The sequence below is a fragment of the Prevotella sp. HCN-7019 genome, from assembly GCF_037890215.1.
Taxonomy (GTDB): domain Bacteria; phylum Bacteroidota; class Bacteroidia; order Bacteroidales; family Bacteroidaceae; genus Prevotella.
Window position 1 is genome coordinate 1 of the sequence record NZ_JBBKBO010000002.1, and the last position, 12,266, is coordinate 12,266.

Here is a 12,266-nt window from a genome sequence, read left to right on the forward strand (position 1 = left end):
AAGCTTGATATAGCCCCACCCGTTAAACAATTCTGAAAACTAACCTGCACCTTCTTGGACGAGAGTTATTTTTTTCTCTACAGTCTTGAAAGCATCAGACAGGGAGGTAGGTATGCTTCCCGACTGTGTGGTATAGCCTTCCTTCGATACCTCATAGGAGACGGAAGTCCCAGATTTCACCCTCTTGGTCTTAACCGCCTGCCCGTCCAGCTTAACTGTTGCATCTGAAGGTGTTGCTATTACCGCAACATCTGTTCATGCTTCCTTTACCTCTTCTGAATCGAACCAGTATTCCGGAGCAACAGCTGAATTTTTCGGTTCTAGTTCAACTGCGCTTACAGGAATGCCAATCGCCTTGTCTGTTGTTGCTTCACGGGCGCCAATATCAGCGCGGGGAATGACGCAATACTGGTCATCATCAGTCAAAGCAACAAGCAATTTCTCAATATTCACCTTACCTCTTGCTCGTTTCCATCCCTTATCGGTATTAATAACATCACCACCCATAAGGTCTTTTTTGGATGGATAGTCATATTCTTCAATTGTGAAGTTTACGATTACATCACCCATTTCTTTGTCGCTTCGGTAAACCTGACCCGTGAGCTGGTTCTTGTAGTTTGTACGGCTGGCCTCCGCTTCTTCAATAGTCCATGTGTCCTGATGGATATTCTTCACTTCTTTCAAGGTTTCACCCTGCAAAAGAGTATGCAAGGCTTGTCCTGTTAAATCTTCTGTGATAGCACTTGTCTCGCCATACCAAAGTTTCTTGATATTAGCGGCTGTAATTTTCTTCGCTTCTGCCATATTATTTTACATTTAAAACTTCAAATAAAATTCTTACATTTACATAATGACACTTTAAGGCTGTGTCCTCCTCTGTTCCGATTGTGTCGATGGAATAATAATAGGTTGTACCGTCATAGCGTCCGGTCACACCGTCAAACATTTCTTGCGCCTGCTTCTCCAGTTCGTTTAGCCGGATGGTATTGGCTTCGCCTTCCTTCAAGTCAGGAACGCAAAAGTTCACCTCGCAAAAAGACTTCTTCCAATACGTCTCCGGCTGCTGCTTTTTAGCGTGAATGACGATCCTTTCAGACTTCAATTCGCCAGTCAGCTTCTTTCCGTGAGGAACGATGTCAATTCCGAAAGGCTGGCAATCACGGTAAAGTATGTTCGCAATGTCGGTAGTTACTATCATTTTATTTCCTCCTTCAATCGTTTCTCAGCAAATAGGGCTGCACCAGTCAAGACTTCATAGCCTTTGGATTCCACGAAAGAAGCGTATTCGGCTTCATTCCTTAACTCCAAGCCGTCATCCTGAACAGAATACTTGTTTGACTTACGGAGCATACCTGTCCGGTTCTGATAACTGCCATGTTCCACTGCATAATCGACAGCATCCTTGCCGACTTTATCTTCAACAGCTTTTACCTCGGCATAGCCTTGGTCGAAAAAACTATCCACATCCGAAAAGTCAAACTTTACATCCATATCTCTGAGTAACCAAAATAATTTGTATTCTTAACCATGTAAACCTTACCAGTTCCCCGGATATTCTCACCGTCCATACATCTGACTTCATCACCAGCTTTCAGGGAGATTTTTTTCTCACAGACTACATGATAGTTCGGTCGGTACACCTCGCCGTTTTCCGAAGTAAACTCCTTGGTGGAGTTATCGTCACAGCGGCACTTGCATACGTCCAGCCAGCTTTCTCCACCGGTACCGGGAATGGGCCGGCCGAACTCGTCTGTTTCTATCGGAGTAAAGACCTTAACCTGTAATGTATGTGGCGCAAATATCATAGGAATCTGACTTTAGGTTTATCTGACAACGTGTCTTCAAGGCCGTACTTCTTACATAAGAAAGAGTAGTATTCTTTCAAGCCCTGAGTATTCCAGGACATAGAAAAGCCGTTCTCGCTGACGGAAGTGGCACGAAGCAATAGAGAGGGGATGAACTTCGCCATAGCCACCGATACAAGTCCGATGTTTGACTGGTCCATCTCATCCTCTCCGCTTATCCCCGAAGACAGACTTATCTCCAAAAGGTCAGCCTCCGACAAGTTGATGCCGAAGGTCTGAAACTTCTGTGATATGTAGTCGTTTACTGTCATGCGTTCATGGTTGACAAATCAAAGTTCACAATCAGGTTCGGGTTCATAATCTGAGGAATCCACTCAGCGGTGTATTCCAAATAACGACCGTTCTTATCCTTGTAACCGGAAATAAGCATATCACCGTCGGCTTGGGTGTAGTTACGTCCAGGCACGCCATCCACAGCTTCGTACGGAGTGTGGAAACGCATATAACCGACCTTATCCTGCGGAAGCAAGGTGATACGGTCGTCGGCGTAAATCTGTACGTTCTTTCCGGTCTGGTCTTTTACGTAATCTTCCTTGATTTCAATGGCCGGAAGTCCGATGCCAGTGAATACTTGGGAAGCCAGTTGAGATGTAATCAAACCAGTTGAAAGATACATCTCATTTCCTGTAAGCTGCATCTTGAACTTGTCACCAAACTCAGCCGATCCGATGATATTCTTCACGAAAGTGCCACGTGACATAATCATCTTCTGGAAGTTTCCATAATCAGCTTTCAGTGCATTAATCTGCTGCTGCAAATAGGTGATGAAGTTCGTTTTCGCACCAGTATCAGGCTTGATGAACTTGAACGGCAATTCGATGTTAAGAAGGTCAACACCTCCGGCATTGTCGTCCTTGTTCTTGACTGTTCCTTCTCCGGTCATCAAAAGTGAACCTACGATAATATCCATACGTTTATGAGCAGCCAAGAGTACCTGACGGTAATCGTCGTAGATGAAGTTCACTATTTCCTGCATGGCTGCTACCTGGTCAGCAGGTTTTGCTGCGTTAAACTTGTCAATCAAGTCCTGAAGTTCTGACAATCGGTCAATGGAAATCTGGTAAGCATCACCCAGATAAGCGATTTCACCATATCCTGAACCGATGTTTCGACGTTCACGAATAGGCTTCTCACCGTAACGGGAGTTAATGGAACCAGCCATCACACCCGTAACCTGACCGATGTAGTCCTTGAATACACGGGTAGTAGTTCTGCGGAAGTCCAGATACTGCTGCCAGTAGATTGTATCCTTACGGGTCTGAAGGACGCGCTGGATAACGGCGTTAACGATGTTCGGGTCGTTAAACAGGGTATAAATAGTTAGCATCATATCTTAGTCCTCCTTTCTTTATTTACTTGCAATTACACCAGCTGTTCTCAAAGAAGCCAAAAGGGCATTCAATTTTGTATGCGCATCTTCCTGTCCTGTAGCATCATCCACCTTACCCCCCTGCTTTACGCCTCCGAGAGCGGAAGACGTTGCTGCTGATAAAGTAAACTTGTTGGCTTGGGATGCGATACCATCCAATTTTGCTTTGTCCTCTTTACTCATCAAACCATCTTGACTGGAAGAAGCTTTGGCTACTGATAAAGTTTGCCCTACCTGAGTAGCATCCAGAGCATTGAACTGAAAATGCGGCATGTTGGCCTTGTCGATGTCAGAGAAAGGCATAGCTAGCTTGGTTGGTTCAATTTCAAACGCACGCATAAGCAATGCGACCAGGACGATACCATTTTCTACCTGTTTCCTTTCGTACAGAGCTGAATTAGCTATAACTTTTGGAGTTGTTCCATCTGTAGCCGTCGCTTCATAAAGAATAGTTCCAGCTTCCAGCGTCACCCCAAAGTCAGCTCCCAATGTAAGCTTATCGAAAACCTTATCTGTTTTATCGATAGAACTGATGGTTGCGCCATGTGCTCCATTTCCAATGTGCATGCCGGCATAAGCCAATGAATTTTTCTTGATCTTCAACGTGGTATTGGAACCGGTTGTGTATTTCTCGTAAACTTCCACACGGATAGCTACCTGAGCGGTCTTCTTTACCAGGTCGGCGGCGATAGGTGTGAAGGACGGGAGGAATGAACCAACTACAAGGTTGGTCGTGTCCAGCTTGTAAGGACCTCTGCGTCTTACACCGGTAGAAACGTCATAGCGTTCCTCGATGGACGGTTCAGGTTCAATGTTGTACTTAAATCCTGCTGACATAAATTACTTGTTTTGTTGTTCGACAATAGATTTTGTGTCCGCCTCAATCATTTTGGCGAACTCGCCTGCTTCCTTCTCCTGCTTCTGTTCTGCAGTTTCTGGAGCCTTAGCGAACTGGAATCCGCTGTTAGACATTTCCTGCTTCATGTCCTTGAAATAAGTGTCCAAGTCCATGTTATCAGGAATATTGCGGTCTTTCAACATAAATTCGGGAATACCGTACTTCTTTGCTACCTCCGAGATCTGAGAATAGCGTTGCGCCTGCGCTTTCTCCGCTTCGTATGCAGACAGTTTTTCAGAAAGACTTTTGTTGGAATCAATCAACGCCTGAGCCCATGAAGGAACTTCGTCTTTTTTCTCATCCTTCTTTTCGTCTTTCTTTTCTTCCGGTTCCTTAACAGGTTTTCCGTCTTTCAGTCCATGCTTCTTCTCGTAATTGGAAACAGCGGAAGTCTGTGCTTGTCCTGCACGGAAATCACCATAGTTTTGCATTACGTCCTGAAAAGAGATACCCTCAACAATGGAGTTTACCTTCGTTTCGTCCGTTACACCCTCTGCCTTCTTTGTGGCAATACGGGTGAGTGTGGCAGTATCCACCCCAGTGAATTTCTGTTGAAGTCCTGCCAAGATTTGTTCAAAGATTGTCATACCGTATGAGTTTGATTGATAAATTTCATACGGTAAATTTACTTATAGAAAAAAGGAAGGCGAAATTTTAAAACTAACGATACGAAACAATTAGGGGAATGTTCGTTTTTAAGTAAAAAGAAAGCGTGATTACTCCAGTAGTCACGCTGCAAAATTATTCTTTTACAGATAAATCCACATTTAAAGATTTTCCTATTCGGTCTTGATAAGAGTTTTGTAATTGATGAAGGTATTTCGCCTGAATTTCAATCAACTCACCATATTTATCTATAATTTTCACACATCCATCTGTATAGCTAATACATTTTATTTGATTATCATCAAAATTACAACATGATAAAACTTCATTTGTTAACGGAATAGGATTAATTAATGCAATATCGTAAGGATTGGTAGGAAAGATTGGAATAGGATGTGGCTTTATAATGTTTTCCTTTAAAAATCCGTCATTATCTATATATAGTCCCAACCCCTCAAGTGAAGCTGAAATATTCTTATTATCTTTCTGTTGAACTCTAAATACTTTTTTTAGTTCCGGATATTCATAATTTGGATTCCTTGCTATTACATAATTGTCAATTCTTATATCATCAGTATTTTTCATAATCACAATAAATTTATAGCTGCCAGTTCCTCTGTCAGCGCATTAATACCTTTCTGAATCTTCTCCAACTGCTGTTTGCGTGGCTTGTGCACTCCAGCCGCATAATGCCACAACTGGCGCTCATTGATTCCAGTTATCCGACTCAAAGCAGCCTTTGTGAAGATACTGCTGTAATAGTTGATAAAGGTAGCAGCATCTATCTTGAACTTTAATGTAAAATCTCCTTGCAATACTTCTACCGGAGTAATGTTCATTTCCTTGCATGACTCCAGATAAAGTTCAACAGCCTCCTTAATGTTTTTCTCGATTTCCTTCACATCGTTTCCGACAGTCATCACCGGAGCACCTTCAATGTAGGCACTAAGGTTATTCCCTGCATGTTCTACAATCACTTCTACGGTTTTCATATGAACTCCTTTTTATCGTTAAACAAAAGAGGCGGGGGCTATTTTAGCCCCGCTTGCCTCAGAATGTTGTAATAAGTGCCTTTCTCAACGCCTTTTTTGCCGTGGTCGGGTACAACCACTACATGAACACCGTCAGTGTAGACCATGTGGCTGCCCTTTTGTCTCACGAACCAAAAGCCATTTTCAGTAAGCAGCGTTACAACGTCTTTAACTGATTTGTAGCTCATAGCGTTTACGACTTAATTACGATGCAAATATAGTAAAAATATGAATAAATACAAAATAAATGTTCATATTTTTACTATATTTACAATGTATCGAGATAATTATATAATGCAGGAAGGTAGCCTCTGTCAAAAACAAATTGACTCGCAGTTTTAGGGAGTTTATCCGGAGAAACATTGTTTGCCTCTTCACCCCACAAGCATTCAACATCATACTCAATGTCCTTTTCTTTAAGTCCAGCGTTCTCTTTTAGCCATTTACAAATCAACTCTCCTAATTTTTTCGTATCATACTTACTTTTTCCATTATGCTTTCTTACATAGAGAATAAACTCATCATTTCCCATTTTAATTGATTTGCCCATTATTATCAATTTATAAGTTATAACATAAACACAAATATATAAGATTATTAATATTAATCTAAAAATAAATCATAAAAAAATAGCGATACCTCAAAAGATACCGCTATTCTGACAGAACTCCCATGTTCTTATGCTGCGTTCTTTTTGACGTCATTCTTCTGCTTCTCTGCCTGTTCCTCTTTTATGGTTTCAATCTCATCTAAAACAGCATCCACATTCCCTACAAAGGTAATGGCTCGTTCCTGCGACCAAATTTCACCATCTTTAGCTTTGATGGCTGTGTCTATTTTATCCTTTATGTCCTCCAATCTGTAGGGCTGCATTTGCACGTCAACGTCGATAGTCTCTGAAGCCTCCTCAAGTGTCGTGTTCACTGAACCTAATGCAGAAACAAGGAAGTTAACACGCCGCTGCATAAACTCTCCAACAGTTTCGTTCAGGTTTTCCACATTCAAGTGGGTAGACATGAAAACATAGTCGAAAGTTACACCGGAAACAGCATTACCAGTTCCTTTTAACGAGTCAAAGGAGATACGTGGTGTATTTGTCAGTCCGTATATTTGACTGAGCAATGTTTCCACCTCGAATTTAACAGTATCCGGAACCTGACTCCATGTCAGATATTGGGCATTAGCTCCCTGACCGGTAAGTTCTACGACCCTATTCTTGAACTCACCGGAGAAATTCTGTACATCACCGAACAGCATGAGGATCGGAAAGAAATGATAGTCGATACAGTCTGCATAATTGGAAAGAAGTTTCTCCAGTCTCACACGAAGGCTCTTAATCTTCTCGCAGTACGCCTCCGGACGGTACATATAAATCACCGGTATCTTCTTGAAACCATGAACAAATGAACCTTTGTCAGTCCAGTTGTTTGTCAGCTCCCATTGATAAACCATATCTTTAGTAATGGTCATAAAGCAGGTAATCTCTACGTCGTCCAAGTTTTTCTTTTTGTATTCACGAGAGAGGGCAACCAAATCACCCTGGTCATTGAAAAATGGATAGAGCTTGTCTCCCCGGAACGGAGACCAGATGGCACTCTTCAGACGATACTCTGGCTTTGACTTACCGAAGATTCCAGAAATCTTACGTTTAAGCTTGGCCCAGAAACCATCATCTTTCACTACATACCAGTATTCAGCCACTTCCTGCTCTGCCAACCATGCTCGGACAACCTTCTTGTTCTGATATTTCAGTTTGTTCTTCTTGAACACCTGCTTCAATGCGGAAAGTAAACCTTCCTCAGATTTGTCCGGCTGGCAATCAAGTACAGGTTCTGTTCCGACTGTGAATGCAGTCTGAAGGTTTACGATGTCCTGCTCTATAGGAAGTGAAATTCGGTTCGGGTCAACTTCTTTTTTCACTGCCGGCTCGACATACTCTTTACCTGTTGTAGGGTCTGTAATCCGTTTTTCAGGCAGGGTCGTGATTTTGATTTTTGGGTATTTCTCTTCATCTATCACTATCTCGTGCTTGTTCGGATTCCAGTCATTGTAAAGAGCGTGAGCATTTGGTATCTCAGTCTTTCGCCCTTTCTTCAGATAGTAGATCTTTCTCTCTATCTCTGGTATAGCTAAAATTTCTTCTAAAGTTCTCATATACTAAAATTTAATGTCCAAATACTCCTGAAATATCTTTCGGTTTCATAATCCTGCCGAGCAGTTCTCCTAATACGTAGTAGCGCGCAGCGTCAATACCGTGATTATCGTGGTCTTCCGGCTCATTGATATAGTGTCCATCCTTATCTTTTGCCCATACATAATTTCTATACTCTCTCTGCAGGTTATAGGAGCGTCTGGTGATGTAAACTTCCATACCCAGCATCTTGTCTAGTCCGGCATTGATAGATCCTGGTCCCTTCTCAACAGGATAGATTTTAATTCCACCATTACTGATTTCCTGAATGAGTCGCGGATCCGCACTGTCAGCTATCACTTTCAGGTTCCAGGGGCGGAGTGTCTTAATTATATCCCCAGATAGCAATCCGGTTCTATAATCCACTTCATCCAGGTAAAGAGCATTGTCGATAATTCCACACCGGATAGCTGCTGTAGGATCATTGGTATAACCAAAATCCAATCCAATTCCAACTTTCTTACACCACATCGGGAATTCGTCAACGATGCCCCATTTCTTAAACACAGCACCTTCGGCCACGTCAGCCCACCGGCCGATAACGACATGAGCATATTTCTCCGGATTCTTCTCTTTCATTTCTTCAACCTCTCTCAAGAACTCAGGAGACAAATTCTCTATATTGTCAAAGTAAGTCGTATGGATATGCAGAACATTTGGATGAGTGGAAATTTGTACCTGAACGCCGTCTATCTCCACCAGGCGATGTGTGTTCTCAATGTACTTCTTATAGATGAAATGATTGGAATCACACGGATTCATAATGATGATTATCCTATTCTGTATTCCCTTCTTACGGATGGAGAGCATGATTTTATCAAACTCTTCCTCGCAGGTCCACTCCTCAGCCTCATCACAGACAAAGGTTGTAATACCTTGAATGGATTTCAGCTTGGCTGTCTGGTTTCCGGAAGAAGTCTTAATACCTCGGAACATGATTCGACTTCCGGTCATACGGTTCACAATATCCGTCTTGGTAGTATTGAAATATTTTGTAGTTCCGTCCAGTTCAATCTTTTCCATCATTTCCGGAATAATAGACATTCCAGCCGAAACCATCGTGTAACGGGTATAAAGGATCTGGTGGACAATCTTCTCCACCGTCTGCTCAAAGGTCAGTCGTTCGATGAAGGTGGAAGCGTTGAAACTCTTTCCCGATCCACGGCCACCGGTGATGAGAATGATGAACTTCTCCCTGTCGGTGTATAACGGATGATATATCGTCTGGGGAACAATCATTTCAACTTGTCTTTAATCCATGAGTCAATAGAAATGCCGTGGTCAATATCCTTTGGAATATCGGCGTCCTCGTCCTGCCGGCGTTCAACCTTTCTCCATTCTTCATCATGGTGGTACAGCCAGACTGACATTGCCTGAAGGTTAGGAGCCTGCTCACTTTCACTTACCTGTAGCTCTTCCTCACCTGTCAGATTTCCGTCCTGGTCCTTCAACTTCCTCACTACGGTACTCTTCGTCTTAATACCACCCAAGGCCATAGCAAGGAACTTGGCACGTACTGCAGCAGTTATTGTCGCACGCCCGCGCGCTAATACTTCCGACAATTCTTTGTATTTACCTTTTTTCTCGCAGAATGTTTGTGGTCCAAGTCCTAGTGCAAAGGCGATTTCCTTGTCCGTGAACCCCTTCTTGGCATACATTTCCACCTGTGAAAGAAATTCCTCACTCTTATAGTCAAATTTAGGTTTTCTTCCTCCTGTATGTTTCTTATGTTGAGATTCACTTTTCATAACTATTCAATTCTTTCTATCTGTTCATCGAATACTTCGCCCTTGATAAATTTGGCGTAAGGATCGTAACCGAATCTTTCACAGAAAGCTGCTTTAGCTTCAAACGTATCAAAGGAAAGCATTAAGTAAGCATCCATATCCTGAGCCTGTTTCTGGGCTGCATCCTTTACTTGCTGTTTGACTTCCTTCATGTGGGCAATCTTCTCAGCTCTTTCCATCTGCTTCGCAGCTTTCTCGGCTTCTTTCTGTTCTGTTACTGGTGCCATCATATCTTCCAGTGCGTTTGCAATGGAATTCTCTTCTTCCGTCTGTAGAAGAAAATCACAGCCAATCATATTCAGGTCGGCTGCAGTCAGACCGGCATCCTGGTAGTCAATATCAGGAACCAATCGAGCCAAAGCACTGAAATCCCAAGTTCCTTGTGCGTTCGGGTTGTTAAGGAGTATATTCAGTTCCTTTTCCTGCTTCTCATCCACGTCAATGACATCAACACGGATTCTGTAGTTATTCTCAGGAAACTTCTGAAGCTCATCCATGACTGTCAGACGCTGATGCCCGGATACAACAGTAAAGCCGGTCCGTTTGTTGACTACGATTCCACCTACTAATCCGAACTTCTTAATACCACGTTTCAATGTCTTCCGTGATTCCTCGGAGAGTTTCCGGGGGTTATATGGCGATGGGTGTATTTGCGAACGCATCAATTCAATAGACTCACTTGTAAAATATCTATTCTCCATACTAAATGTTTTTATAAGCTACTTCTGTTTTAATTTTACTTATTGTATAAACAGGAACTTTAAACTCTTCGGATAAAGACTTACAACTTTCACCATGTAATGCCCTTTCTCGTATTTCTTTAGCCTGTTCATTTGTCAAAGAGGAGTTATATACATTTTCTCCTATTCGAGCCTTTTTTAATCCGGTTTTATAAGCATGGTAAGTGTTTTCTGATTTTGTACACCATTCCAAGTTAGAAACATCATTATTAGATTTATCCCCGTCTTTGTGATTTACAAAATTCCCATCTATTTTAGGTAGAAATGCCTCAGCAACAAGTCTGTGTACTTGCTTAAACTTTTCTACACCGTTTATATTCAATCTAACAGTTACATATCCATTCCTGTCTGTTCGACTCTTTACGTGAAACATTTTATTGTTTCTCCATTGGATATATTTACTGTTAGATGAATACGGAAGTCTTATAATATCTCCACTTGTGGAAATAATATACTTAACATTATACCCATCAATAGGCTTATAATCTGCAAAATGAATGGCGGAACGGTTAAGTTCCATCGATTCACTCTTTATGTACTTGCTCAATTCCATACCTATTGCTTTTGTTTATGTTCCCAAAGGATTCTCTCAGCCATAGGGAACACTTTGTAAATTTTCAACAAATCCTGCGGGTAGTTTTTCTCCAGCCACAACATACAATCCAAGTTAAAACCTACCCCAGAACTAGCTTTGAGTGAATATCTCACCGGTCCAGGAAGCCCATTCTGCTTCATATAGGCAAGAATATCCTTCTGAGTCCAGTCTGCCAAAGGATAACACATGCCGTTATTCTCATAACCGTTTGCCTCATAACCCTTCAGCATCAGACGGCGATTCATACCGTCGGCCTTTTTCATGCCCAAGAAAGTGTAATAAAGACCATATTTAAGCTGCATGGCCTTCACAACATCTGCTAGTTTCAGAAGCTTTACTCTCGTATTGGGTACACAGTACATACCCCCACGAAGAATATATGTAAGATTCCAGTGCGGCACCTGTACGAACTCTATCTTAGGATATCTGGCCTTCACCCAACCTACCCATCTTTCGATATGCTCAAGTCCTTTGATAAAATACATGAACACACAGACAATCCGCTCGAACTTCGGATAGATCATATCCAGCAGAACTAAAGAATCCTTACCCAATGACAAAAAGAGCATTGCACAATCCGATTTTGCTCGGATAGCGTCAATACTCTTATTTGTGCTTTCTTGCAGTGTCATTATCCGCCACTCAAACCAAGTCCTGTGCGGACATTATAATACTGCTGTCTGCGGTTGATGAATCTGCCACCCTGTGACAAACCTCCATTTTCTGTAGTTAGCCCTCTACGGCCCCCACGATAACCGCCTGTTGAAAATGTACTTCTGTTTACTCTGACTCAGCGTAAAATTTAAAATTAAACATGTTTTTCTATCACTCTGCCAAGGTCATAAACTACCTGTGCGGCCAAATAAATCTCACCTTGATGAGTATATTCTATCAAATTGTGGTTCTCGTCTTCAATCAACTCGATCTTTGCATCTGTGACCTCTACCAGTGCGCTTGCTCTGTCTTTCTTGTAACCTACAAAGAACCGGATTGCATCATAGTTTCTTGCTTGCAGTTCACCATTAACCTCTATGCAATAACCGTCAGCGTCAAGCTGGCAGTATTTTTTCTGAGAGTTGGGCCTGATCTCTCTGTATTCTTGACGTTTCTTGCCTGCCAAAATTTCGTCAAAAAATTTCTGTTTGATGATAAGAGTAAGTATTTCCATAATCGTGTGATATATT

At 42.0% G+C, this 12,266-nt stretch carries 19 protein-coding genes and 1 pseudogene; all 20 read right to left on the reverse strand.

Translation table 11 applies throughout. The annotated features are described in order from the left end of the window. Nucleotides 1-39: 39 nt before the first annotated feature. The 20 genes and pseudogenes from WKT13_RS13350 to WKT13_RS03040 all read right to left on the reverse strand — a co-directional run bounded on the left by WKT13_RS13350 (nucleotide 40) and on the right by WKT13_RS03040 (nucleotide 12,250). On the reverse strand, nucleotides 40-240 hold the full coding sequence (locus tag WKT13_RS13350) for a hypothetical protein (protein ID WP_445323577.1): 201 nt from the start codon (nucleotides 238-240) through the stop codon (nucleotides 40-42). 15 nt (nucleotides 241-255) lie between these two features. After that, nucleotides 256-804 (reverse strand): hypothetical protein, encoded by a 549-nt coding sequence (locus tag WKT13_RS02950; RefSeq protein WP_340322764.1) that lies wholly within the window; start codon nucleotides 802-804, stop codon nucleotides 256-258. A 1-nt stretch (nucleotide 805) separates the two neighbouring features. Continuing rightward, nucleotides 806-1,198, reverse strand: a complete 393-nt coding sequence (locus WKT13_RS02955) for a hypothetical protein (protein WP_340322765.1) — start codon at nucleotides 1,196-1,198, stop codon at nucleotides 806-808. Next, nucleotides 1,195-1,491: a hypothetical protein gene (locus WKT13_RS02960; RefSeq protein WP_340322766.1), complete on the reverse strand. Its 297-nt coding sequence runs from the start codon at nucleotides 1,489-1,491 to the stop codon at nucleotides 1,195-1,197. Before WKT13_RS02960 ends, WKT13_RS02955 begins: the two co-directional genes overlap by 4 nt. After that, nucleotides 1,482-1,805, reverse strand: a complete 324-nt coding sequence (locus tag WKT13_RS02965; RefSeq protein ID WP_340322767.1) for a hypothetical protein — start codon at nucleotides 1,803-1,805, stop codon at nucleotides 1,482-1,484. The genes WKT13_RS02960 and WKT13_RS02965 overlap by 10 nt, the downstream gene beginning before the upstream one ends. Beyond that, nucleotides 1,802-2,116, reverse strand: coding sequence for a DUF6706 family protein (locus tag WKT13_RS02970; protein WP_340322768.1), 315 nt, complete (start codon nucleotides 2,114-2,116; stop codon nucleotides 1,802-1,804). Before WKT13_RS02970 ends, WKT13_RS02965 begins: the two co-directional genes overlap by 4 nt. Then, entirely contained in the window at nucleotides 2,113-3,195 is a 1,083-nt protein-coding gene (locus WKT13_RS02975; protein ID WP_340322769.1) for a hypothetical protein, read from the reverse strand. The genes WKT13_RS02970 and WKT13_RS02975 overlap by 4 nt, the downstream gene beginning before the upstream one ends. An 18-nt stretch (nucleotides 3,196-3,213) precedes the next feature. After that, nucleotides 3,214-4,071: a head fiber protein gene (locus tag WKT13_RS02980; RefSeq protein WP_340322770.1), complete on the reverse strand. Its 858-nt coding sequence runs from the start codon at nucleotides 4,069-4,071 to the stop codon at nucleotides 3,214-3,216. A 3-nt stretch (nucleotides 4,072-4,074) separates the two neighbouring features. After that, nucleotides 4,075-4,719, reverse strand: a complete 645-nt coding sequence (locus WKT13_RS02985; RefSeq protein ID WP_340322771.1) for a hypothetical protein — start codon at nucleotides 4,717-4,719, stop codon at nucleotides 4,075-4,077. 154 nt (nucleotides 4,720-4,873) lie between these two features. Beyond that, the gene (locus WKT13_RS02990) at nucleotides 4,874-5,323 is read right to left on the reverse strand and encodes a hypothetical protein (protein WP_340322772.1); all 450 of its coding nucleotides are present in this window, start codon (nucleotides 5,321-5,323) and stop codon (nucleotides 4,874-4,876) included. Between the two features lie 2 nt (nucleotides 5,324-5,325). After that, nucleotides 5,326-5,730 carry an antitoxin HicB gene (locus tag WKT13_RS02995; protein ID WP_340322773.1) on the reverse strand — a complete coding sequence of 135 codons (405 nt, stop codon included), beginning with the start codon at nucleotides 5,728-5,730 and terminating at the stop codon, nucleotides 5,326-5,328. 38 nt (nucleotides 5,731-5,768) lie between these two features. After that, nucleotides 5,769-5,957, reverse strand: a complete 189-nt coding sequence (locus WKT13_RS03000) for a type II toxin-antitoxin system HicA family toxin (protein WP_340322774.1) — start codon at nucleotides 5,955-5,957, stop codon at nucleotides 5,769-5,771. Nucleotides 5,958-6,037: 80 nt separating this feature from the next. Then, nucleotides 6,038-6,319, reverse strand: coding sequence for a hypothetical protein (locus tag WKT13_RS03005; protein ID WP_340322775.1), 282 nt, complete (start codon nucleotides 6,317-6,319; stop codon nucleotides 6,038-6,040). 128 nt (nucleotides 6,320-6,447) lie between these two features. After that, nucleotides 6,448-7,923 (reverse strand): phage portal protein, encoded by a 1,476-nt coding sequence (locus WKT13_RS03010; RefSeq protein WP_340322776.1) that lies wholly within the window; start codon nucleotides 7,921-7,923, stop codon nucleotides 6,448-6,450. A 10-nt stretch (nucleotides 7,924-7,933) separates the two neighbouring features. After that, nucleotides 7,934-9,199 (reverse strand): PBSX family phage terminase large subunit, encoded by a 1,266-nt coding sequence (locus WKT13_RS03015; RefSeq protein WP_340322777.1) that lies wholly within the window; start codon nucleotides 9,197-9,199, stop codon nucleotides 7,934-7,936. Then, entirely contained in the window at nucleotides 9,196-9,708 is a 513-nt protein-coding gene (locus WKT13_RS03020; RefSeq protein ID WP_340322778.1) for a hypothetical protein, read from the reverse strand. The genes WKT13_RS03015 and WKT13_RS03020 overlap by 4 nt, the downstream gene beginning before the upstream one ends. A 2-nt stretch (nucleotides 9,709-9,710) precedes the next feature. Beyond that, entirely contained in the window at nucleotides 9,711-10,448 is a 738-nt protein-coding gene (locus tag WKT13_RS03025; protein WP_340322779.1) for a ParB/RepB/Spo0J family partition protein, read from the reverse strand. A 214-nt stretch (nucleotides 10,449-10,662) separates the two neighbouring features. Further along, nucleotides 10,663-11,040, reverse strand: a pseudogene (locus WKT13_RS03030) (HNH endonuclease signature motif containing protein); the annotation flags it as partial. Between the two features lie 2 nt (nucleotides 11,041-11,042). Next, on the reverse strand, nucleotides 11,043-11,714 hold the full coding sequence (locus tag WKT13_RS03035; protein ID WP_340322780.1) for a phosphoadenosine phosphosulfate reductase domain-containing protein: 672 nt from the start codon (nucleotides 11,712-11,714) through the stop codon (nucleotides 11,043-11,045). Between the two features lie 176 nt (nucleotides 11,715-11,890). Beyond that, a complete protein-coding gene (locus WKT13_RS03040; RefSeq protein ID WP_340322781.1) occupies nucleotides 11,891-12,250 on the reverse strand; it encodes an ASCH domain-containing protein in 360 nt (119 codons plus the stop codon). Nucleotides 12,251-12,266: the final 16 nt, after the last annotated feature.

Bases quoted from the DNA above. Each gene is read 5' to 3' on its own strand.
- WKT13_RS02970 (WP_340322768.1), bottom strand. From the start codon at position 2,116: ATGACAGTAAACGACTACATATCACAGAAGTTTCAGACCTTCGGCATC.
- WKT13_RS02965 (WP_340322767.1), bottom strand. From the start codon at position 1,805: ATGATATTTGCGCCACATACATTACAGGTTAAGGTCTTTACTCCGATA.
- WKT13_RS03025 (WP_340322779.1), bottom strand. From the start codon at position 10,448: ATGGAGAATAGATATTTTACAAGTGAGTCTATTGAATTGATGCGTTCG.
- WKT13_RS03010 (WP_340322776.1), bottom strand. From the start codon at position 7,923: ATGAGAACTTTAGAAGAAATTTTAGCTATACCAGAGATAGAGAGAAAG.
- WKT13_RS03000 (WP_340322774.1), bottom strand. From the start codon at position 5,957: ATGAGCTACAAATCAGTTAAAGACGTTGTAACGCTGCTTACTGAAAAT.
- WKT13_RS03005 (WP_340322775.1), bottom strand. From the start codon at position 6,319: ATGGGCAAATCAATTAAAATGGGAAATGATGAGTTTATTCTCTATGTA.
- WKT13_RS02980 (WP_340322770.1), bottom strand. From the start codon at position 4,071: ATGTCAGCAGGATTTAAGTACAACATTGAACCTGAACCGTCCATCGAG.
- WKT13_RS03040 (WP_340322781.1), bottom strand. From the start codon at position 12,250: ATGGAAATACTTACTCTTATCATCAAACAGAAATTTTTTGACGAAATT.
- WKT13_RS02960 (WP_340322766.1), bottom strand. From the start codon at position 1,491: ATGGATGTAAAGTTTGACTTTTCGGATGTGGATAGTTTTTTCGACCAA.
- WKT13_RS02990 (WP_340322772.1), bottom strand. From the start codon at position 5,323: ATGAAAAATACTGATGATATAAGAATTGACAATTATGTAATAGCAAGG.
- WKT13_RS02950 (WP_340322764.1), bottom strand. From the start codon at position 804: ATGGCAGAAGCGAAGAAAATTACAGCCGCTAATATCAAGAAACTTTGG.
- WKT13_RS03035 (WP_340322780.1), bottom strand. From the start codon at position 11,714: ATGACACTGCAAGAAAGCACAAATAAGAGTATTGACGCTATCCGAGCA.
- WKT13_RS02975 (WP_340322769.1), bottom strand. From the start codon at position 3,195: ATGATGCTAACTATTTATACCCTGTTTAACGACCCGAACATCGTTAAC.
- WKT13_RS02955 (WP_340322765.1), bottom strand. From the start codon at position 1,198: ATGATAGTAACTACCGACATTGCGAACATACTTTACCGTGATTGCCAG.
- WKT13_RS02985 (WP_340322771.1), bottom strand. From the start codon at position 4,719: ATGACAATCTTTGAACAAATCTTGGCAGGACTTCAACAGAAATTCACT.
- WKT13_RS03015 (WP_340322777.1), bottom strand. From the start codon at position 9,199: ATGATTGTTCCCCAGACGATATATCATCCGTTATACACCGACAGGGAG.
- WKT13_RS03020 (WP_340322778.1), bottom strand. From the start codon at position 9,708: ATGAAAAGTGAATCTCAACATAAGAAACATACAGGAGGAAGAAAACCT.
- WKT13_RS02995 (WP_340322773.1), bottom strand. From the start codon at position 5,730: ATGAAAACCGTAGAAGTGATTGTAGAACATGCAGGGAATAACCTTAGT.